Origin of the sequence: Thalassobacillus devorans MSP14 (genome assembly GCF_000496835.1) — a bacterium.
Taxonomy (GTDB): domain Bacteria; phylum Bacillota; class Bacilli; order Bacillales; family Halobacillaceae; genus Thalassobacillus; species Thalassobacillus devorans_B.
On sequence record NZ_AWXW01000028.1, the window covers coordinates 13,084 to 33,858 of the forward strand.

Sequence of the window (20,775 nt, forward strand, 5' to 3'; positions counted from 1 at the left end):
AAGCAAATTATACAGTGCGAGTGCACGGAGGAATACAGGTTTGAAAAAGATTAAAGAAGTTATTGTTGTAGAAGGAAAAGATGACACAGCGAAAGTAAAGCAGGCTGTCGATGCGGATACCATTGAATCGAATGGATCTGCTATCCATGAGGAAACTATTGAACGAATCAGGCATGCAAAAGAAAAACGTGGCGTGATCATCTTCACGGACCCTGATGCTCCAGGTGAGCGGATTCGTGCGATCATATCGGAAGCAGTTCCTGGCTGTAAGCATGCGTTTTTACCAAAAGATCAGGCCCGTTCTAAATTTGATAAGGGATTGGGGATTGAACATGCTACAGTAGAAGCGATACAGGCTGCTTTAGAGTCTGTTTATGAGTTGTCTGAAATGGAAGGAATCGCGATAACCAAATCCGATTTAATCGCGTATGGTCTTTTAGGAGGGCCGCGTGCAGGTTGCAGAAGGGATCGGCTGGGAGAGCTTCTTAACATAGGAAAAACAAATGGCAAGCAGTTATTGAAGCGGCTTACAATGTTTCAAATTTCGAAGCAGGAGTTCGAAAAGATGATGGAAGTGTTGATACAGGAGGAAAATGATGAGTAACCAAAAAGCGATTGCCACCCCGACGAGAACGAAAGAGATTCTGAATCACTACGGCTTTTCTTTTAAGAAGAGCCTGGGGCAGAACTTTTTAATCGATGCCAATATATTAGAGAATATTGTCCAGCACGCAGGTGTGGATGGCCGCTCGGGTGCCATTGAAATAGGGCCGGGAATAGGAGCGTTGACAGAACAACTTGCAAGGCATGCCGATCGTGTCGTGGCATTTGAAATCGATCAGCGGCTGGTACCTATTTTAGAAGAGACGCTCTCACCTTATGACAATGTGACAGTCATTAACAGGGATATCCTAAAAGCCGATGTCCATGAAGTGATTCGTACGCAATTTGAACCCGGACAAAGTTTGAAAATCGTAGCTAATCTGCCTTATTACATTACGACGCCTATCTTGATGAAGTTACTGATGGAACGTCTTCCCGTAGCAAACATTACGGTGATGATCCAAAAAGAGGTTGCCGACCGTATGGCTGCATCGCCTAATACGAAGAGCTATGGGTCTTTATCGATAGCGGTTCAATACTATACGGAAGCTAAAGTAGTGATGAATGTTCCGAAAACCGTATTCATGCCTCAACCGAATGTTGATTCTTCTGTCTTACAGTTGACCCTTCGGGATACCCCGCCAGTTCAGGTGAAAGAGGAGGAATTTTTCTTCACCGTCGTACAGGCCACTTTCGGGCAGCGACGCAAGACTTTGATGAATAATTTATCCCGCCACTTTAAAGGAAAATTCGATAAGGAACAGCTCCGGGAGAAACTGACAGCGGCATCCATAGAACCTTCACGTCGGGGAGAGTCTTTGAGCATGGAAGAATTCGCAACTCTTGCCAATTTATTATATGAAGAGCCAGGAACAAATTAAACTTCTCACTATACACAACTTCCCGCCTTTCACATAGGCTATGTTAGTGATATGTGTGAGGTGGTGGCAACATGATTGTCAAAGGAGACTTAGTTACACGTAGTTCCTATAACCATGATCTCTTATTTCGCGTCCAGTCTGTCAGCAGAGACCGTGTTCTCCTGTTTGGGGAAGATTTCCGTCTTGAAGCGGATGCGCCGCTTGCTGACTTGAAAAAAGTGACAGGAGAAGAATATCGGCAGCACAAAAAGAAGGTGAAGGTCCAGGAGGATTATTCCTATCGATTGTTTCGCCAGGATTATCAGCTTCTTAAGGAAAAAAGGGATCATGAATCAACCAATGGCTACCAGTATGAAAATAACTATTTTCAAATATCCCCTCGTGTCTTGCATGTTGATGGCGACCAGCTTTTTTTAAAGAAATGCATCCAGCTTTATCAGCAGCTTGGCCTTCAGGTCCACGGCACCCATATGGATGAAAAGGAAATGCCGTTGCAGATTGGGGCTTTATTACAAAAAATACAGCCGGATATTGTAGTAATTACCGGCCATGACTCTTTTTCTAAAAATAAGGGTACGGTTCGTGACATACGTGCTTACCGGCATTCCCAATACTTTGTAGATACGGTGCGGGAAATAAGAAGTAAAACCTCCCATCTCGATCAAATGGTGGTATTCGCTGGAGCCTGCCAGTCTCATTTTGAATCCTTGATTAAGGCCGGTGCAAACTATGCCAGTTCCCCGAAAAGGATAAATATTCATGCGTTAGATCCTGTGTATATCGTGGCACGTATTGCTTACACCTCTTTTATGGATAAAGTCAATGTCCGGGAAGTGTTACGGAATACGCTGACTGGGGAAGAAGGGCTGGGCGGTGTAGAAACGCGGGGATTGCTTCGTGTAGGTATGCCGTACCGGTCTTTAGAGATGCTTGAAGAGGAAGAAAAAGCATCGGAAGTGGGATCGGAAACGAAATCGGAAACATAAAACGCACTGTCTCGAAATGTTGCTGCCTTAAACGTTCGTTTACAGGAACCCTTTGGTCACCGTTTACGGCCTGGCGATTATTTTGAGACAGCAAGCGTTTTTATTTTTTATACATATAATTTCCTTTTTCAGGAATAATAAATATATCATGACATAAGCGATTATTTTGTTGACATCAATTTTGTCATACTGGTATAATATAAGATTTTATTTGACAAAACCGATGGCTTGTGTTATATTTATATACAGTGAGGTGGAGTGTAGTGGCTAAAACGTTATTCGAAATAAAAGAATCCCTTGAAGGCCAAATTGGTAAGCGATTGACTTTGACAGCAAATGGTGGTCGTAGAAAAACGATCCAGCGTTCCGGCATACTGGCGGAAACGTATCCTTCGGTATTCATTGTCGAGCTTGACCAAGAGGAAAATGCTTTTGAACGAGTATCTTATAGCTATGCAGATGTACTTACAGAAACGGTTGAATTAAGCTTCGACGAGATAAGCAAACTGGCTATCGGAGAACAGTGAACTTTGTTTACTGTTCTTTTTTCATGCCCGAAAATAATGAGTAGGTAGGCAATATTTGTTTTTTTTACCCAATAGTCCCTGAATGAGTATCGTGCAAAATCATATGCTATAAATGTCGTATTAAAGCTTTTTCGAAAGGGGCTGCACCAGGTGAGCAGACGAAGAGGGATTATGTCCGATGGCTTGAAGGAAGAGATAGCGAAGGAACTTGGCTTTTACGACAAAGTACAGAAAGAAGGCTGGGGTGGCATCACGACCCGGGATGCCGGGAACATGGTGAAACACGCCATCCAAAAGGCTCAGGAACAAATGATAAGGGAGCGGTCCTGACAGACCCCTCCCTTTTTTGAAATGAATTGTGGTACAATCTCATATAGTAATGATGAGAAAAAGTAGGTGTAGCAATGTATGTGTATGAAAAAGCCCCAGCTAAAATAAATCTCTCTCTGGACGTTCTATATAAAAGGGATGATGGCTACCATGAAGTGGAAATGGTGATGACGACGATCGACTTAGCGGATCGGCTAACACTGCAGTTGTTAGAGGAAGATCGCATCATCATTGAGTCGGAAAGCCGGTTTGTCCCTAATGATGACCGCAACCTGGCATACAGAGCCGCTAAATTAGTAAAGGATACATATAATCTGAAGGCTGGAGTAAGGATTTTTATTGATAAGAATATTCCGGTAGCTGCTGGCCTTGCAGGAGGCAGCAGTGATGCCGCAGCTGTTTTACGTGGTGTTAACCGCCTGTGGGGACTGGGGCTGGACCTGGAGGAGTTAGCTGTTTTAGGCAGTTCGATCGGTTCCGACGTATCTTTTTGTGTCTATGGCGGAACAGCCATCGCGACAGGCCGTGGTGAACAAATCAGGGAATTACCTGCCCCGCCTTCTTGCTGGGTAGTCCTTGCTAAACCGGAAATTGGTGTTTCCACTGCCACCGTGTATAAGAAATATAATGGAGAAAAAGCTGTCCACCCCGATACAGAGCAGATGATTGAAGCACTTGAACAGCAGGATTTTCGTCGGTTATGCGATAACGTCGGTAATGTACTTGAATCAGTAACATTAGAGCTTCACCCGGAAGTACGTCAGATTAAAGAACAAATGGCACAGGCTGGAGCGGATGCTGTATTAATGAGCGGAAGCGGTCCGACTGTGTTTTCACTCGCACGTCAGGAAACGAGAGCTCATCGCATCTTTAATAGTCTGAAGGGTTTTTGTGATGAAGTTTATTTAGTCAGAATGTTGGGCTATCGTCCAAACACTTGATTAAAACCGTATGAATCTGATATTATTAGATGATAACATTCGGATTTAGAGGTGTGCTTATGAAAAGAAGCGAACGTCTTGTAGCCATGACCCACTATTTATTAGATCATCCTAGAGAGTTAGTTTCTTTACCATTCTTTTCAGAAACGTATCAGGCTGCCAAGTCTTCCATCAGCGAAGATTTAGGCATTATTAATCAGATGTTCCAAAAAGAGAGCATTGGATACTTGCAGACAGTATCCGGGGCTGCCGGGGGCGTTAAATATATCCCGCAATTTTCAAAGGAATATAGTGAATCCTTTGTGAAGCAGTTGTGCAATCGATTGGAAGATCCGGAACGTCTGCTGCCAGGCGGTTACTTGTTTATGAGTGATTTACTTGGGGAACCACAAACAGTAAGGAATATTGGACGGTTGTTTGCATCTGCTTTTGCTGATAAAGAAGTGGATGTAGTGATGACGGTAGCTACAAAAGGGATACCACTCGCTTATGCTGTGGCCTCTTATCTCAATGTTCCTGTAGTGATCGCCCGCAGGGACCCTAAAGTCACAGAAGGCTCGACGGTAAGCATCAATTATGTTTCTGGGTCCACCAGAAAAATCCAGACCATGGTATTGACGAAACGGAGTCTGCAGGAAAATTCACGTGTACTGATCATTGATGATTTTATGAAAGCCGGAGGCACGATTGCCGGCATGAAAAATCTGCTTGAGGAATTCAATGCTATAACCGCCGGGATAGCTGTTTTGGCAGAGGCAGAAGACGAAGAGGAAGAACGTGTCGTCCATGATTATTTATCACTTGTCCAAATCATCAATGTCGATGATCGAAATAAACAAATTAAAGTTACAAATGGAAATTTACTAGATAAAATCACATGATAAAATTTATTGACCGATATAATATGTAAAAAGCGGAATCCCTGTTATACCAACAGTCAGGATTCCGTTTTTTAATAAAGAAGTGTTATTAATTTCTTTTAAATTTAGAAAAGGTGAAATTTTTTTATTAAATAAAGAAGGAATTTTTGCCGTTTTGTGGAATTTATCTAATAAGTTCTTATAGGAAAAAGGTGGTGAATTTTAATGGAAGTAACTGACGTTAGACTGCGACGCGTGAATACTGAAGGAAGAATGCGAGCAATTGCTTCTATTACTTTAGACCAGGAGTTTGTCGTACATGATATCCGTGTCATTGATGGCAACAATGGTCTATTTGTAGCTATGCCAAGTAAGCGCACGCCTGATGGGGAGTTTCGTGATATTGCTCATCCGATTAACTCGAACACCCGTGGAAAAATTCAAGACGCTGTACTTGAAGAATACCACCGTGCTGGTGAAGCAGAAGTAGAGTATGAAGAAGCCGGCGCTTCGTAAGTGAATATCGTGACAACAGGGGGTCTAACTTCACAGGAGTTAGGCTTCTTTATTTTGTTTTCTTATACCCGGTTTTCACCGGGTTTCATCATGTCTTTTTTTGGAAACCCTTCCTATTTATAATTATTGTCATTTCGCGTAGGGTATTGTTGAAATAACAATGGTTTTAAGATATGATTTTTATGGATAAATAGGATGGAGGGTTACTTCATGGGGAATAGATATGCCGTTGTGCTTGCGGCTGGTCAGGGTACAAGGATGAAGTCTAAACTTTACAAAGTTTTGCATCCTGTATGCGGCAAACCAATGGTACAGCATGTTGTAGATCAATTGAACAAAGTGGATTTAAGTGAATTGATTACAGTGGTAGGTTTCGGAGCTGAGAAAGTTCAGGATCAGTTAGGCGAAGACAGCCACTATGTCATCCAGGAGGAGCAGCTAGGAACAGGACATGCGGTTCTCCAGGCTGAAGATATTCTGGCAGACAAAGAAGGCACGACGCTGGTTGTTTGTGGGGATACGCCGTTATTGACAGGGGAGACATTACAGGCGTTGATTGATCATCATGATCAAGAAGGAGCGCTGGCAACAGTTCTGACCGCTCATGCTGATGACCCGACAGGATATGGCCGTGTCATTCGCGGAGCAACAGGAGAAGTCGAGCGAATTGTCGAACATAAAGATGCCAATAATGAAGAAAGAGAAATTAAGGAAATCAATACAGGCACTTATTGTTTTGATAACCGGGCGTTATTTGACGCCTTACAAAATGTGTCGAATGACAATGTTCAAGGGGAATACTACTTGCCGGATGTCATTGAAATCCTGAAAGATAAACAAGAAAAAATCAGCGCTTACCAAACGGATGATTTTTCAGAAACGCTGGGAGTCAATGATCGTGTTGCACTCGCTCAGGCTGAAAAAACGATGAAGCAGCGCATCAATGAGCACCATATGCGGAACGGGGTTACTTTGGTTGACGTAGATAATACTTACATTGGCCCGGATGTAAAGATTGGCCAGGATGTTATCATATATCCCGGATCAGTAATCGATGGGCACACAGTGGTTGAAGATGATGCCATTATCGGGCCGCACACTACAATAGAAAACTGCCGTATAGGCGCTGGTACAGTCATTAGACAAAGCGTAGCTGCCGACAGTAACATCGGGAATCGTGTCCAAATTGGTCCTTTTGCACATATTCGTCCGCAGTCTGATTTAGGTGACGAAGTAAAGATCGGTAATTTTGTAGAAGTGAAAAAGGCTGCTTTTGGTAATAAGAGTAAAGCTTCCCATTTGAGTTATATCGGTGATGCGGAGGTAGGCAGCGGAGTGAATATCGGTTGTGGAACAATTACAGTCAACTATGATGGCGCTAATAAGCATCTGACCACGATTGAAGATGATGCGTTTGTGGGGTGCAATTCGAACTTGATTGCTCCTGTAACGGTGGGTAAAGGAGCTTATGTAGCTGCAGGATCCACCATCAATGAAGATGTGCCGGCAGAAGCACTTTCGATTGCACGCTCGCGTCAAACGAACAAAGAAGGCTACGCTTCAAAAATGAAAAATTCAAAAAAAGGTTAACGGAGGGTATTTCAAATGGCAACTGGTTATAAGGATCCATCCTTGAAGGTATTTTCATTAAATTCCAATCCTTCATTAGCGCAGGAAATTGCGGAAAATATTGGTACGGAACTGGGAAAATGCTCTGTAACGACTTTCAGTGACGGGGAAATTCAAATTAATATTGAAGAGAGCATCCGGGGCTGTGACGTCTATGTCGTACAATCCACCTGTGCTCCAGTAAACCAGCATATCATGGAACTTCTTATCATGATTGACGCATTGAAGCGGGCGTCTGCAAGAACAATTAATATCGTGATGCCTTACTATGGGTATGCACGGCAGGATCGTAAAGCCCGTTCTCGTGAACCGATCACTGCTAAGCTTGTAGCGAACCTGCTGCAAACTGCAGGGGCGACACGTGTATTAATGCTTGATTTGCATGCGCCGCAAATCCAGGGATTTTTCGATATTCCAATTGATCATCTTGTTGGAGTCCCGATTCTATCTGAGTATTTCGAAGAGAAAAATTTTGATGATGTTGTTGTCGTTTCCCCGGATCACGGAGGCGTTACCCGTGCAAGAAAGATGGCGGATATATTGAAAGCGCCGATTGCTATCATAGATAAACGCAGGCCGCGTCCAAACGTATCTGAAGTGATGAATATCGTTGGTAATATTGAAGGGAAAACGGCTATTCTGATTGATGATATCATTGACACTGCAGGTACGATCACGCTTGCTGCCAATGCTTTAGTAGAAAATGGCGCCAAAGATGTCTATGCCTGCTGTACCCACCCGGTACTCTCCGGTCCTGCTATTGAGCGGATCGAAAACTCTAAGATAAAAGAGCTGGTTGTCACCAATACGATTCCACTTGGTGAAGACAAGAAAATTGATAAAGTAACAGAACTATCCATTGCACCATTGATCAGTGAAGCGATCATCCGTGTGCATGAATTCAAATCCATTAGTATTTTGTTCGACTGATTTTAATAGAAAAACAGGTTTAGCTCAGACAGCGAAAGGGAAACATTACTAAATAGATGGTTTTTATTTCAATGGAGGGTGATTAACTTGGGAATTCAATTAAAAGCAAATCAAAGAACAGATTTGAAACAATCAACGAGCAGGGAATTACGCCAGGAAGGCAATGTACCTGCTGTTGTATATGGTAAAGATAAGGAACCGATCACTGTATCTGTCAATAGCATCGAACTATTGAAAACAGTACGTGACGAGGGAAGAAACGCAATCATTTCCCTGGATGTAGAAGGTAATAAAACAGTAGATGTCATGCTTCATGAATATCAGATCGATCCGCTTAAGGACGAGCTTATTCATGCAGACTTCTATATTGTCGACATGGCTCAGGAAATGGACGTCGAAGTGCCAGTACGCCTGGACGGAGAAGCAATTGGTTCAAAAGAAGGCGGAGTACTACAGCAGCCTCTTTACCACCTGCAGGTCCGTGCGAAGCCAAACAATATTCCAGAAGAGATTACAGTCGATGTATCTGAACTGCAAGTCGGAGACAGTATCATGGTCAGCGACTTGAAGCAGGGCCGTAACTACGAAATCCTTGATGATGAAAATCAAACGATCGTTTCTGTCACTCCGCCGGAAGAAATGCCGGAAGAACCAGAAACTGATGACGCAGAGGCAGAACCTGAGTTGGTTGGAGCCGATAATGAAAGTGAAGAATCCGAAGAAGAAAACGATAAAGAGTAAATCTTCGGAAAGTATACAGGGGGCGTGACATTGTGTTGCGTCCCTTTTATTTTAGTCTGCACAACCGTCACATCAAAGCGGTTGCGATTTTAAATCTGCTATAATGTATTATAAGACCTTATGTGTAAAAGGAAGTTGAAAAGATGAAGTGTATCGTGGGTTTAGGAAACCCTGGTAAAAAATATGAGAAAACGAGACATAATATAGGCTTCATGGTCATCGATCATTTGGCTGCTGAAAACCATTGGGAATTGAAGCAGGAGAAATTCAAAACCCTTTATACAATAGAACATATCAATGGGGAAAAGGTTTTGCTTCTTAAACCTCAAACTTATATGAATCTTTCCGGTGAAGCGGTCCGGGCTTTTGCAGATTATTACGATTTTGATATTGATGACTTTCTTGTTATTTATGATGACTTGGACTTGCCTCCTGGAAAAATCCGTCTGCGCCAGAAAGGTGGGCATGGGGGGCATAACGGTATACGGAATATCATCGAACATTTCCACGATAAGTCATTCAAGCGAATCCGTGTAGGAATCGGGCGCCCTGATGTGCCTATGTCGGTTATTGATTATGTACTTGGTACTTTTGATAAAGCTCAGCAAGAGCCAGTACAGGCAAGCATTGATAAAGCTGCGAAGGCATGTGAAGCATGGCTCGATCGCCCGTTTCAGGAAGTGATGAATGATTTCAACCAATAATCACCTGTTTCCTTACGGAAGGTGATCGATTGGTATGTCTTAAATCGTCTGATCATAAACTGTATGAATCGTATAAATCGTACGGTAGACGGTCAAACTAAGCACAATTGCTCTAATTAGGAGGGTTGTGTGATGTCGATCATATATGTTTGCCGTCATTGTAATAATACTGTGGGGAAATTAGAACAGGAAATAGCAGATGAGAATATGCTTGGTCTAGGCAAGTTGACGGAACAAGAGCGAGAAGAAATGATCGAGTTCCAACACAATGGGGACCTACGCATAAAAACGATTTGCGATGATTGCCAGGAGGCACTTGATCAAAATCCCCAATATCATGAACTAGACTTTTTCATTCAATAAACCGTCGGGATCAAAAAAGGTCTTTGATGGGTGAGAACGATGATTGTGGAGGAATCGTTTATGCAAGGATTAAAGGAATATTTGCATGGCCAAGATGATATCCATTCCATAGCTTCCGGATTTACTTCCGGGATGCAAGAACAAATGGTATCAGGTTTATCGGGATCTGCCCGCAGTGCGCTCGTCTCCATTGTAAACGAGTCGTTAGAACGTCCAATTCTGCTTGTTACCCATCAATTGGTCCAGGCACAACAATTGTATGAAGATTTACAGGAGATAGCTGAGGCTGATAAGGTCCATTTATACCCGGTCAATGAACTGATCGCTTCGGAAATTGCCATTGCAAGCCCAGAGTTAAAGAGCCAGCGGATCGAGGCATTGAACAATTGGATGAACCAGAGCTCAGGTATCTTGATTACACCTATTGCTGCATTAAAGCGGATCCTTCCTCCTAAGCCCTATTGGGAACGATACCGTCTTTCCTTTGAAGTTGGGGAGGAAATAGACGTCCAGAATTATTTAACCCGGTTAGTAGAAATGGGCTATGAACGCACGGGAATGGTAGCTTCCCCTGGTGAGTTCAGCATTCGTGGGGGAATCATGGATATTTATCCACTGACTGCAGAATTCCCTTATCGAATTGAATTGTTCGATACAGAAGTAGATTCCATTCGAACCTTTGATTCGGAAACCCAACGTTCCCAGGAAAAGCTGGAACAGATCACTATCGCTCCTGCAACAGAACTTTTAATTACAGAAGAAGATTTCACACGAGCCTCTCATCGCTTAGGAGAGGCCTTAAGTCATTCTCTGAAAAAACTTACTAAATCGGAAGCTAAGACACGGCTGACGGAAGTAATTGAACATGATCTGGAGCGGCTTAATCAGCAAGAGCGTTTTCAGGAAATGTATAAATATATAAATTTCTACTATGAAGAGCCCGCTAATTTAATAGATTACTTGCCGGAAGATGGCCTTGTAGTAGTGGATGAAATGAGCCGAATTCAGGAGACTGCCCAGCGACTGGACCAGGAAGAGGCGGAATGGTATCAAAGTCTTTTGGAAGCCAATCAGATGGTACGGGACCTTTCTATCTCTTATGATTGGCATGACGTATGGTCCAATATCAAACATCCACGGCTATATTTGTCGGTGTTTTTAAGGCATATTCCCAACACACAGCCGGAAAATGTCGTGAATATTTCCTGCCGTCAGATGCAGCAGTTCCATGGCCAGATGAATTTATTGAAAAATGAAATGGAACGATGGGAAAAGCAGAATTTTTCTGTGTTGATCCTTGCACCTAATGACGAGCGGGCGGAAAAGGTGCAAGCTGTACTTGATGACTATGGAATGGAAGCAGCGATCAGTAAGCAGGATGTCACCCTCCCTGTTTCCAAGCCGACGATTGTAACAGGGAATATCAGCAGCGGTTTCGAATTGCCGTTGCATAGACTTGCTGTCATTACAGAAAATGAGATGTTCAAAAAGAAAACATCGAAACCGAAAAGGAAACAAAAGTTGTCCAATGCTGAACGCATCAAGAATTATCAAGAATTAAAGGTCGGCGATTATGTCGTTCATGCTAATCACGGAATCGGAAAGTATCTTGGCGTAGAGACGCTGACGATGAATGGGGTGCATAAAGACTTTCTGCTCGTCAAATATTCTGGAAATGACAAACTGTTTGTACCAATCGAGCAGATAGATTTAATCCAGAAATACGTCGGTTCTGAAGGCAAAGAACCTAAGGTCTATAAACTTGGCGGCAGCGAATGGGGAAAAGTGAAACGAAAAGTACAATCCTCCGTCGAGGATATAGCCGATGATTTAATCAAGTTGTATGCCGAACGGGAAGCTTCGAAGGGTCATGCCTTCCAGGAAGATAGTGAAATGCAACGGGAATTTGAAGCATCGTTTCCTTATCAGGAAACGCAGGATCAGTTGCAATGTATCGAAGAGATCAAAGAAGATATGGAAAAAATCCGTCCGATGGATCGGCTGCTTTGTGGGGATGTCGGTTATGGAAAAACAGAAGTAGCTATCCGTGCCGCCTTTAAAGCTGTGGCGGAAGGAAAGCAGGTAGCGATTCTTGTGCCTACCACTATCCTCGCGCAGCAGCATTATGAAACCATCCAGGAGCGGTTTCAGGATTTTCCTATCAATATCGGTTTGTTAAGTCGTTTCCGTACAAAAAAACAACAAAAAGAAACAACCGAGCAAATGAAAAAAGGGTTAGTAGACGTGGTGATAGGTACCCACCGGCTGTTATCCAAAGATGCTCAATTCAAAGAACTCGGATTATTGGTTGTCGATGAAGAACAGCGTTTCGGTGTTAAGCATAAAGAAAAAATCAAGCAACTGAAAACCAATGTTGACGTGTTGACGTTAACCGCTACACCGATTCCAAGAACATTGCATATGTCGATGCTGGGGGTACGGGACTTGTCGGTCATCGAAACACCGCCAGAAAACCGGTTTCCGATCCAGACCTATGTGCTCGAATACAATCCAGTATTCATGCGGGAAGCAATCGAGCGTGAGATGGCAAGAGGCGGACAAGTGTTTTTCCTTTTCAACCGCGTAGAAAATATCGAGCGGATGGCAGAAGAAATTTCGGCACTCGTACCGGAAGCAAGGGTTACTTCGGCCCATGGTCAGATGAACGAAACCGCACTAGAAAATGTCATGTTCTCCTTTTTGGAAGGTGAATACGATGTCCTGGTCAGCACTACAATCATTGAAACCGGGGTGGATATCCCCAACGTCAATACACTGATTGTCTATGACGCAGATAAGATGGGTCTCAGCCAGTTGTATCAATTGAGAGGACGGGTCGGTCGTTCCAACCGTGTCGCCTATGCTTATTTTACTTATCAACGGGACAAAGTACTGACAGAGGTCGCTGAAAAACGGCTGCAGGCAATCAAGGAATTCACAGAGCTGGGATCAGGTTTCAAAATCGCTATGCGCGACCTTTCGATCCGGGGAGCGGGTAACCTGCTGGGAGCGCAACAGCATGGTTTCATTGATTCGGTCGGTTTTGATATGTATTCCCAAATGCTGAAGGATGCGATCGAAGCAAAAAGGCAGGGAAAAGAACCAGAGGAAATTCAGCCATTCCAAGTCGAACTGGATGTGCAAATCGATGCTTATCTGCCGGATACGTATATAGCGGATGAAAAACAAAAAATCGATATTTATAAACAGTTCCAGGCGATTGAAAGCGTGGAAGATATCCACGACTTGAGGGATGAAGTAATAGATCGTTTTGGCGACTATCCCGAGGAGGTGGAGAATTTATTCCTTGTTTCTTCCATGAAAATGCATGCAAAGCAAGCCAGCATCGAATCTGTATCTGAAACAAAGCGTAAAATTGAATTAGTGATGGATGCAGAAGCCAGTCAGGAAATCGATGGAGCGAAGTTATTCGATCTGGCTAACAGTTATGGCCGGATGGTTCAATTAGGAACAGAAGATCAGAAACTGAAAGTCACGTTCCAATGGGATAAAAAGACGTACGTTCGGCGTTATGAAGTGGTAGATGAGTTTTTACAACGCCTTCCTGGAATGAAACGGGAAGTATCCACTGCGTGATATAAAAAATGGAGAGAAGGGCGGAGGCTCTTCTCCTTTTTTATGATTTCAAGCCTATTTCTTACCATAAAACCATTGTTTAGGTGAATAGGTTTTTATTGTTGATTCATACTAAAGTCATCAACTGTATTTTTGTTGTATCCTATCACCAGAAATATTAAGACTAATCATCAAGGAAAGTGAGGCTTCTCAGCTATGAAAGCAACAGGAATTGTACGTCGCATTGATGATCTCGGAAGAGTGGTTATCCCTAAAGAAATCCGTAGAACACTGAGAATTCGTGAAGGAGATCCTTTAGAGATCTTCGTGGACCGGGAAGGTGAGGTCATACTTAAAAAATATTCACCGATCAGTGAACTTGGAGACTTTGCGAAGGAATATGCGGACGCCTTATTTGACTCATTAGGGCAGCCGGTTCTGATTTGTGACCGTGATGAATTTATTGCGGTATCCGGAGGTTCTAAAAAGGATTACTTGAATAAACACATCGGACCGAAGATTGAACAAGCCATTGATAATCGAACTGTGATGACAGAAAAAAATAACAGCCAGGTAGAGTTGGTACAGGGCCGTGAAGAAGAGCTGGCGTCGTATGTCGTTGGGCCGATCATCGCTCAAGGGGATCCGATCGGTTGTGTGGTCATTTATTCAAAAGAAGGGCCGGCATTAGGGGATGTGGAAGCGAAGTCTGTAGAGACAGCTGCAAGCTTTCTCGCCCGTCAAATGGAATAACAGTCTGCGAATTTATTCTATACGTGTTGGGAGAAGCTGTATGACTTTAATGCTGTCATACGGCTTTTTAAATGGATTAGGCTTCTGCAGCATTTGAAATGTGATGGATGGAATACTCGTGTGCTATAATGAATGGAAGTAATGATGGAAAGGCGTTCCAACATGAATGACAAAATAGAAACCAAGCAGTTTTTCAAGGGTGCATTCATCCTTACATTGGCAGGATTATTCAGTAAAATATTAAGTGCAGGCTACCGGATTCCACTCCAAAATATTACAGGGGATCTGGGCTTTTATATTTATCAACAAGTTTATCCTTTTCTTGGGATAGCAATCATGCTTTCACTATACGGCTTTCCGGTGGCAGTATCCAAAATGGTGGCAGATTTCAATGATCAGCAACGTGAGCTATCGCTACGCTCTTTTATTCTTCCTGTTTTTGGTATTATACTTCTGTTGAGCGTACTGTTATTTTTACTATTATTTACACAAGCATACAGAATTGCAGAATTAATGGGAGACCAGGCTTTATCTGTTCCCATAAGAGCAAGCGCCTATGTTTTCCTTGTGTTACCGTTCACTTCATTGTTCAGAGGTATATTTCAAGGAACAGGTGATATGAAACCCACTGCTGTATCACAGGTTCTGGAACAGCTCGTCCGTGTCAGCATTATCATCATAGTCGCTGTTTTGCTGCTTCAACAATCTGATTTCTACGCTATCGGTACAGGAGCAGCTATCGCATCCGTCGTTGGTTCGGTTGTTGCTGCTATCTTTCTGGGGGCAGTTTTGATAAAAAGGCGGTTTTGGAGCCGTAACCTACATAGAGATCTTCCTTATAGATATTTTATCAAAACAGTTTTCCTATACGGTTTATTCATTAGTGTTAATTATATGTTTCTGCTGCTTATTCAAATGGCTGATGCTTTTACCCTGGTTCCTTCATTAGAAAGTTATGGATTTACTCCTCACGAGGCAAAAGTGATGAAAGGGGTATTTGATCGTGGTCAGCCCTTGATTCAGCTCGGAATTGTACTAGGTTCTTCACTTGCTCTGGCCCTAATACCGACAATTACGAAGCAGCGTCTTGAGCAGCAGCCGGATAAATTTCATAATCATTTACATTCAGCATTGAAGCTAAGCTTATTTTTGGCTGCTGGAGCTACGGTGGGACTGATCATGATTTTTCCTTACGTCAATAAACTTCTTTATCAAAATAATCAAGGGGAAGCCTATTTGAGAATTCTTATGTTAGTCATCCTGTTCAGTTCAATTGCAATTACTACATCCTCCGTTCTTCAGGGGGTGGATGCTGTCTATCAGACTGCAGGGGTTATATTGGCAGGAGCAGCAGTGAAGTGGTACGGGAACCTGCTGCTTGTCCCTTACTTCGGTTTGCACGGAGCCGCCTGGGCTTCAGTGAGTGGAGCGGTTGTAGTACTGGCCTGGAACATATGGCTGATGCGACGCAGGTTCAGGCCGGTTGTCTGGCGTAAGCTGCCATTTTTAAAAGTTTTCTTAGCCCTGGCGGGAATGACAGCTTTTCTCCTTTTTATAAGTATGCTGGAAAGCTTTTGGCTGCCGATTGAATCACGAGGTGTTTTATTACTATTCACATTGACAGTGGCTGGCGCAGGGGGGATGGTTTATTTTATGGTATTAATCAGGCTCGGGGTTTTTTCAAAGGATGAATTGGAACAGATTCCATCAGGAGAGCTGCTGGATAAATGGTTTTCAAGGAGGAAGTACCAATGAATACGATTGAAGTGATTGGGCTGGGAGCGGGAGATATGGAACAACTTCCCCTCGGAATGTACAGGAAATTGACGGATAAATCGAACAAGATTTATCTGAGGACGGAACATCATCCAGTCGTTGATGAACTGCAGAAAGAAGGAGTGGCATTTCAATCTTTTGATGAAATATATGAGGCATATGATCAGTTCGAGGAGGTTTACGAACAAATCGTAAAGCAGTTGATGGAATCTGCATCCGGGCAGTCAATCATCTATGCAGTTCCTGGCCACCCTATGCTTGCTGAACGAACCGTTCAATTGCTGCTTGAAAAAGAGGAGCAGGGAGAGTTGAAAGTTGTAATAGCCGGAGGACAGAGCTACCTCGATGATCTGTATACAGCGCTCAGAATCGATCCTATCGAAGGGATGCAATTTATCGATGCAACCGCATTTGATCGTTTCCAGGTGCAGTATCAAGGTCATATCATTTTTTCCCAGGTATATGATGCGATGATCGCTTCTGAAGTGAAGCTGGCTATGTTAGAAGACTTGAAACCAGAGCACCCGGTTACGATTGTAACAGCGGCAGGGAGTGCATACGAGAAAATCATTACCTTAACCTTGGAAGAGCTGGACCGCTCTGTTGAGCTCGGTAATTTGACCAGTGTGTATGTACCCCCTGTGGCAAAGGATTCTTTGAATCACCAATTTTTCCGCCTGCGTGAAGTGATCAGGGAACTGCGCGGCCCTGAGGGGTGTCCATGGGATAAAAAGCAAACCCATGAATCATTACGCAAGTATTTGATTGAAGAAGCATATGAATTCATTGACGCCGTTAATCAACTCGATGACGAAGCGATGGTGGAAGAGCTTGGCGATGTACTATTGCAGGTGATGCTCCATAGCCAAATTGGGGAAGATGAAGGATTTTTCACAGTCGATGACGTAATATTATCGATAACAGAAAAAATGATCCGCAGACACCCGCATGTTTTTGGGGATGTAGCTGTAGACTCTTCGGAAGAAGTGGTCACAAATTGGGATGAAATAAAAAAGCAGGAGAAATCTGTCGAGTTGGAATCGTTATTGGATCAAGTGCCTGCCAGCTTCCCCGCCTTGTTACAGGCAGAGGATATCCAAAAGCGGGCAGCGAAGGTGGGATTTGACTGGAAAGAAGCAGGGCCGGTGTGGAGCAAGGTGGAAGAAGAGTGGCAGGAATTCAAAGAGGCGCAGCAAGCAGCCGATGCAAGGGAAATGGAAAAAGAGCTTGGTGATCTTTTATTTTCTATCGCAAACCTTGCCCGCCATTATAAAATCAATGCAGAAAGCGCTCTGCAAGGCACCAATGAAAAGTTTCGGGCTCGCTTTCGTCATATGGAACAAAAAGCATCGGAACAAGGAACAGCTTTACAAGACATGACGCTGGATGAGTTGGAGAAATGGTGGAATGAAGCCAAAAAACGATAAAAAGGAGATTGTGCCTAATGCGTTTAGATAAGTTTTTAAAAATTTCCCGTTTGATTAAGCGGCGAACGTTAGCTAAGGAAGTGGCTGACCAGGGAAGGATCACCGTCAATGGCAACCAGGCTAAAGCTGCCACGAACATTCAGGTTGGAGATGAATTGGTCATTCAGTTCGGACAAAAAGTATTGACGCTTGAGGTGAAAGACCTTCGGGAAAATGTTAAAAAAGATGAAGCGACCACATTATATGAAATCGTAAAAGAAGAAGCTGTACACCAGTCTTAGTTTATACCACCTCATTATTTGAGGTGGTATTTTTAGATATCTTTTCATATGAAACCTCAGAGAATACCGTGAGTTCTAATTTCCTTTTTTTTATCATAGGTTGTACTAAGTGAAGGGGGATCAGAACCATGGAATATTATGAAAAGAATCCGAACAACGTGCGTGGACAAGCTGAGCATCACGTCAGGATGATGAATAGAAAAAACTTAGAGATTACAGGCGTTAAAGAGGTAGACAGCTTTGATAATGAAGAATTTTTATTGCAGACCAGCATGGGTTATTTAGTGATCCGGGGTGAAAATCTGCAAATGAAGAATCTCGATGTCGACCAGGGAGTTGTGTCCATTAAGGGGAAGGTTTTTGAAATGACATACCTGGACGAACACCATGCGGAGAAAGCTAAAGGTTTCTTTAGCAAGCTGTTCAAATGACGTTGACAACCCAATTCCTCACAATGGCAGTGATGATTGCAGGGGGGATTTATTTGGGTGCCGCCATGGATACATTAAAACGATTTGAAAAGCTGTATCGAAAACGGATGCTGATGAACTATACCATTGTCATCAGCTTTTGGCTTTTACAGGCATTCATTCTTTTTTTTCTTTTATATCAAGCAAATTATGGGGAGCTGCGTCTGTATATCTTCCTTTCGGTTCTCTGTGGATATGCGGCCTACCGCGCGCTCTTTCAAGGTATTTATACTCGAATCCTTGAGCGGATGATCCGAATGATCATGGCGATGGTGCGGTTTTTCCTTCGTTGCTTTGAAATTTTGATTGTAAAGCCGATAATAGTAATATGGAATGTCGCTTCAGCTATTGTATTATGGGTTTCATCAACCTTATTAGCGGGTAGCATATTGATGTTACGGGTGCTATGGTGGCCTGTAAGGCTGATACTTCGTTTGTTGTGGAAGCTTCTTCCTGAAAATATGAAAAATTACTTACACACGTTAGCAGGATTTTACGTTACAATAAAGAATAGAATAATAAACTTGTCAAAATTATGGAAACGATAAGGAGGCAGAGTAGATGGCCGAAAAACAAGTGACACGATTAGAATCGAATTATATGAAACAGTATGATACATACGTAGCACGCCAACAACGAAAGAAAAAACGTCTGTTTCGTCGGCTGGCACTTTTTACCGTCCTGACCCTTGTTATTATGGGATCGATGCTGACTTATCATTTTAAACAACAAGCAACTTATCATGAAAAGCTGGAGCGCATGGAAGAACTGCAGGAACAAAAAATCGCGCTTGAGAACCAGGAAAAGAACCTCAAGGAAGAAATTGAGCTATTGAATAATGAAGAATATGTTCTCCAAATTGCACGGACGAATTATTTCTTTTCTAAAGAAGGCGAAATTATCTTTAAACTTCCCGAAGAAGACCCATCTTATTGACACACTTTTCATTGCTTAGATATAATAGTAAAGAAGGATATTTATCGAAAACTTAAGGAGGAGCATTTTTTTTATGTCAATCGAAGTAGGCAGCAAGCTGCAGGGTAAGGTAACTGGTATCACTAATTTTGGAGCATTCGTGGAACTTCCCGATGGGCAGACAGGTCTTGTCCATATTAGTGAGGTTGCCGACAACTATGTCAAAGATATTAATGACCATTTAAGCGAAGGCGACAAAGTAGAAGTGAAAGTCATTAATGTCGGGAAAGACGGAAAGATCGGCCTTTCCATCAAGAAAGCGAAAGAGAATTACGGACGTCGCAATAAGCCGCAGAATCGGAAGCCGGCAGAATCATTCGAACAAAAGATGAATCGCTTTCTGAAAGATAGTGATGAGCGTCTTGCTTCTTTGAAGAAGCATACGGAATCAAAACGTGGAGGTCGAGGTGCTAAAAAAGGCTAACTTGCTGCCTATGTAAATATATCATGGACGTGCAAAAAAACGGGCTTGCCAGAAAAGGCAGCCCGTTTTTACTTTGTAAAAATACTTTTCTTTTATAACCTGTGGTGATTAATACCACTTGCTTTCTGAAAACCTCCTCGTGAATCTTAAACTGCACTGTTAAACATGGCCCTGTTAACCAAGCACCTTATTCAACAAAAGGGCCGGATTGTGAAAGACTCAGTTTCAAGATAATATGGGTTCGTTACCGAGATAGAGGGAAGGGTGGCTGGGAATCGATTCGCTTTCCTGTGGGGGAGGCTGGCAAGCCTCCTCGGCCGTTTCACGACCTGTGGGGTCTCGCCTAGCCCCTTCTCCCACGGGAGTCTCACCGTTTCCCCGCCACCTTATCCATATTTTGACGAACGAACCCTACGTTGTGAGAAGATATCTTCCACATTTTCTGCATGAAAAGCTCAATGATTCAGGACATAAGCTCTTTTCAGCTGTTAAGATGGTGGTTCCGCATATCGATGTTTCCGTTAGTCTTACAAACGCAAGGAGGGCCGGGAAATTGCGAGACTCCTATGGGAGTAGAGTACATGGTGAGATCCCGCAGGGCTTTAGCCCGAGGAAGCTCACCGTACCCCCATGGAAAGCGAGTGATTTCCCGGACCTCCAAACCGTTACTATCGTAACGGAAACAATGTATCTCGAAACTGAGTCTTCATTTAAAGGGAGCTTTAACTGGAGACTCAAGACTGAGATGGAACAGAGTATGAATATAAAAAACTGAGGCAGCTTCCGGAGAAGCTGCCTCAGCAGGACAAGAATGTATTGGATGACCCGTACGGGATTCGAACCCGTGTTACCGCCGTGAAAGGGCGGTGTCTTAACCACTTGACCAACGGGCCTTGTCTTGGTTTATGTAACCTTTATAAAAAGAGAAAATGGTAGCGGCGGAGGGGATCGAACCCCCGACCTCACGGGTATGAACCGTACGCTCTCGCCAGCTGAGCTACACCGCCATAAAGTCATGATTCAAAGTCACAAGCAATATATTACAACATGATAGATTACGTGTCAACAGAATTTATATTTTC

At 43.1% G+C, this 20,775-nt stretch carries 22 protein-coding genes and 2 tRNA genes; 22 read left to right on the top strand and 2 right to left on the bottom strand.

Features of this window, described 5'->3' with window-relative positions; translation table 11 throughout:
• Positions 1 to 40 precede the first annotated feature (40 nt).
• The 22 genes from rnmV to P855_RS0100575 all read left to right on the top strand — a co-directional run bounded on the left by rnmV (position 41) and on the right by P855_RS0100575 (position 19,693).
• Entirely contained in the window at positions 41 to 604 is a 564-nt protein-coding gene (rnmV, locus tag P855_RS0100470; protein WP_028781769.1) for a ribonuclease M5, read from the top strand.
• On the top strand, positions 597 to 1,484 hold the full coding sequence (gene rsmA, locus P855_RS0100475; protein WP_028781770.1) for a 16S rRNA (adenine(1518)-N(6)/adenine(1519)-N(6))-dimethyltransferase RsmA: 888 nt from the start codon (positions 597 to 599) through the stop codon (positions 1,482 to 1,484). Before rnmV ends, rsmA begins: the two co-directional genes overlap by 8 nt.
• 71 nt (positions 1,485 to 1,555) lie before the next feature.
• The gene (gene yabG, locus P855_RS20175) at positions 1,556 to 2,470 is read left to right on the top strand and encodes a sporulation peptidase YabG (RefSeq protein ID WP_051353021.1); all 915 of its coding nucleotides are present in this window, start codon (positions 1,556 to 1,558) and stop codon (positions 2,468 to 2,470) included.
• Between the two features lie 263 nt (positions 2,471 to 2,733).
• Entirely contained in the window at positions 2,734 to 2,997 is a 264-nt protein-coding gene (gene veg / locus P855_RS0100485; RefSeq protein ID WP_028781771.1) for a biofilm formation stimulator Veg, read from the top strand.
• 150 nt (positions 2,998 to 3,147) lie between these two features.
• The gene (locus P855_RS0100490) at positions 3,148 to 3,327 is read left to right on the top strand and encodes a small, acid-soluble spore protein, alpha/beta type (RefSeq protein WP_028781772.1); all 180 of its coding nucleotides are present in this window, start codon (positions 3,148 to 3,150) and stop codon (positions 3,325 to 3,327) included.
• 74 nt (positions 3,328 to 3,401) lie between these two features.
• Complete coding sequence (gene ispE / locus P855_RS0100495) at positions 3,402 to 4,268, top strand: 4-(cytidine 5'-diphospho)-2-C-methyl-D-erythritol kinase (protein ID WP_028781773.1); 867 nt, start codon at positions 3,402 to 3,404, stop codon at positions 4,266 to 4,268.
• Between the two features lie 59 nt (positions 4,269 to 4,327).
• A complete protein-coding gene (gene purR / locus P855_RS0100500; RefSeq protein ID WP_028781774.1) occupies positions 4,328 to 5,149 on the top strand; it encodes a pur operon repressor in 822 nt (273 codons plus the stop codon).
• A 204-nt stretch (positions 5,150 to 5,353) separates the two neighbouring features.
• Positions 5,354 to 5,644, top strand: coding sequence for a septation regulator SpoVG (spoVG, locus tag P855_RS0100505; protein WP_028781775.1), 291 nt, complete (start codon positions 5,354 to 5,356; stop codon positions 5,642 to 5,644).
• A gap of 210 nt (positions 5,645 to 5,854) precedes the next feature.
• Complete coding sequence (gene glmU / locus P855_RS0100510) at positions 5,855 to 7,234, top strand: bifunctional UDP-N-acetylglucosamine diphosphorylase/glucosamine-1-phosphate N-acetyltransferase GlmU (RefSeq protein WP_028781776.1); 1,380 nt, start codon at positions 5,855 to 5,857, stop codon at positions 7,232 to 7,234.
• A 15-nt stretch (positions 7,235 to 7,249) separates the two neighbouring features.
• Complete coding sequence (locus tag P855_RS0100515) at positions 7,250 to 8,203, top strand: ribose-phosphate diphosphokinase (protein WP_028781777.1); 954 nt, start codon at positions 7,250 to 7,252, stop codon at positions 8,201 to 8,203.
• Positions 8,204 to 8,290: 87 nt separating this feature from the next.
• Entirely contained in the window at positions 8,291 to 8,944 is a 654-nt protein-coding gene (locus tag P855_RS0100520) for a 50S ribosomal protein L25/general stress protein Ctc (protein WP_028781778.1), read from the top strand.
• A gap of 143 nt (positions 8,945 to 9,087) precedes the next feature.
• Positions 9,088 to 9,648, top strand: a complete 561-nt coding sequence (gene pth, locus P855_RS0100525) for an aminoacyl-tRNA hydrolase (protein WP_028781779.1) — start codon at positions 9,088 to 9,090, stop codon at positions 9,646 to 9,648.
• Between the two features lie 132 nt (positions 9,649 to 9,780).
• Positions 9,781 to 10,011, top strand: a complete 231-nt coding sequence (locus P855_RS0100530; RefSeq protein ID WP_028781780.1) for an anti-sigma-F factor Fin family protein — start codon at positions 9,781 to 9,783, stop codon at positions 10,009 to 10,011.
• Between the two features lie 60 nt (positions 10,012 to 10,071).
• Positions 10,072 to 13,608, top strand: coding sequence for a transcription-repair coupling factor (gene mfd / locus P855_RS0100535; protein WP_028781781.1), 3,537 nt, complete (start codon positions 10,072 to 10,074; stop codon positions 13,606 to 13,608).
• 195 nt (positions 13,609 to 13,803) lie between these two features.
• Complete coding sequence (gene spoVT / locus P855_RS0100540; RefSeq protein ID WP_028781782.1) at positions 13,804 to 14,340, top strand: stage V sporulation protein T; 537 nt, start codon at positions 13,804 to 13,806, stop codon at positions 14,338 to 14,340.
• 162 nt (positions 14,341 to 14,502) lie between these two features.
• Positions 14,503 to 16,095, top strand: coding sequence for a putative polysaccharide biosynthesis protein (locus tag P855_RS0100545; RefSeq protein WP_028781783.1), 1,593 nt, complete (start codon positions 14,503 to 14,505; stop codon positions 16,093 to 16,095).
• Positions 16,092 to 17,543, top strand: a complete 1,452-nt coding sequence (gene mazG / locus P855_RS0100550) for a nucleoside triphosphate pyrophosphohydrolase (RefSeq protein WP_028781784.1) — start codon at positions 16,092 to 16,094, stop codon at positions 17,541 to 17,543. The genes P855_RS0100545 and mazG overlap by 4 nt, the downstream gene beginning before the upstream one ends.
• A gap of 17 nt (positions 17,544 to 17,560) precedes the next feature.
• Positions 17,561 to 17,824 (top strand): RNA-binding S4 domain-containing protein, encoded by a 264-nt coding sequence (locus P855_RS0100555; protein WP_028781785.1) that lies wholly within the window; start codon positions 17,561 to 17,563, stop codon positions 17,822 to 17,824.
• A gap of 128 nt (positions 17,825 to 17,952) precedes the next feature.
• Positions 17,953 to 18,255 (top strand): sporulation protein YabP, encoded by a 303-nt coding sequence (gene yabP / locus P855_RS0100560; RefSeq protein WP_028781786.1) that lies wholly within the window; start codon positions 17,953 to 17,955, stop codon positions 18,253 to 18,255.
• The gene (gene yabQ / locus P855_RS0100565) at positions 18,252 to 18,842 is read left to right on the top strand and encodes a spore cortex biosynthesis protein YabQ (protein WP_028781787.1); all 591 of its coding nucleotides are present in this window, start codon (positions 18,252 to 18,254) and stop codon (positions 18,840 to 18,842) included. The genes yabP and yabQ overlap by 4 nt, the downstream gene beginning before the upstream one ends.
• 13 nt (positions 18,843 to 18,855) lie before the next feature.
• Positions 18,856 to 19,230, top strand: a complete 375-nt coding sequence (locus P855_RS0100570; protein ID WP_028781788.1) for an FtsB family cell division protein — start codon at positions 18,856 to 18,858, stop codon at positions 19,228 to 19,230.
• Positions 19,231 to 19,303: 73 nt separating this feature from the next.
• Positions 19,304 to 19,693 (top strand): S1 domain-containing RNA-binding protein, encoded by a 390-nt coding sequence (locus tag P855_RS0100575; protein ID WP_028781789.1) that lies wholly within the window; start codon positions 19,304 to 19,306, stop codon positions 19,691 to 19,693.
• Between the two features lie 821 nt (positions 19,694 to 20,514).
• Here the strand turns inward: P855_RS0100575 and P855_RS0100585 are convergent.
• Together P855_RS0100585 and P855_RS0100590 are read right to left on the bottom strand one after the other, a co-directional pair.
• Positions 20,515 to 20,586, bottom strand: a tRNA-Glu gene (locus P855_RS0100585).
• A gap of 37 nt (positions 20,587 to 20,623) precedes the next feature.
• A tRNA-Met gene (locus tag P855_RS0100590) sits at positions 20,624 to 20,700 on the bottom strand.
• Positions 20,701 to 20,775 lie beyond the last annotated feature (75 nt).

Coding starts and splice junctions, on each gene's coding strand:
- rsmA (WP_028781770.1), top strand. CDS start 597: ATGAGTAACCAAAAAGCGATTGCCACCCCGACGAGAACGAAAGAGATT.
- yabG (WP_051353021.1), top strand. CDS start 1,556: ATGATTGTCAAAGGAGACTTAGTTACACGTAGTTCCTATAACCATGAT.
- ispE (WP_028781773.1), top strand. CDS start 3,402: ATGTATGTGTATGAAAAAGCCCCAGCTAAAATAAATCTCTCTCTGGAC.
- purR (WP_028781774.1), top strand. CDS start 4,328: ATGAAAAGAAGCGAACGTCTTGTAGCCATGACCCACTATTTATTAGAT.
- spoVG (WP_028781775.1), top strand. CDS start 5,354: ATGGAAGTAACTGACGTTAGACTGCGACGCGTGAATACTGAAGGAAGA.
- glmU (WP_028781776.1), top strand. CDS start 5,855: ATGGGGAATAGATATGCCGTTGTGCTTGCGGCTGGTCAGGGTACAAGG.
- P855_RS0100515 (WP_028781777.1), top strand. CDS start 7,250: ATGGCAACTGGTTATAAGGATCCATCCTTGAAGGTATTTTCATTAAAT.
- pth (WP_028781779.1), top strand. CDS start 9,088: ATGAAGTGTATCGTGGGTTTAGGAAACCCTGGTAAAAAATATGAGAAA.
- P855_RS0100530 (WP_028781780.1), top strand. CDS start 9,781: ATGTCGATCATATATGTTTGCCGTCATTGTAATAATACTGTGGGGAAA.
- mfd (WP_028781781.1), top strand. CDS start 10,072: ATGCAAGGATTAAAGGAATATTTGCATGGCCAAGATGATATCCATTCC.
- spoVT (WP_028781782.1), top strand. CDS start 13,804: ATGAAAGCAACAGGAATTGTACGTCGCATTGATGATCTCGGAAGAGTG.
- P855_RS0100545 (WP_028781783.1), top strand. CDS start 14,503: ATGAATGACAAAATAGAAACCAAGCAGTTTTTCAAGGGTGCATTCATC.
- mazG (WP_028781784.1), top strand. CDS start 16,092: ATGAATACGATTGAAGTGATTGGGCTGGGAGCGGGAGATATGGAACAA.
- P855_RS0100555 (WP_028781785.1), top strand. CDS start 17,561: ATGCGTTTAGATAAGTTTTTAAAAATTTCCCGTTTGATTAAGCGGCGA.
- yabP (WP_028781786.1), top strand. CDS start 17,953: ATGGAATATTATGAAAAGAATCCGAACAACGTGCGTGGACAAGCTGAG.
- yabQ (WP_028781787.1), top strand. CDS start 18,252: ATGACGTTGACAACCCAATTCCTCACAATGGCAGTGATGATTGCAGGG.
- P855_RS0100570 (WP_028781788.1), top strand. CDS start 18,856: ATGGCCGAAAAACAAGTGACACGATTAGAATCGAATTATATGAAACAG.
- P855_RS0100575 (WP_028781789.1), top strand. CDS start 19,304: ATGTCAATCGAAGTAGGCAGCAAGCTGCAGGGTAAGGTAACTGGTATC.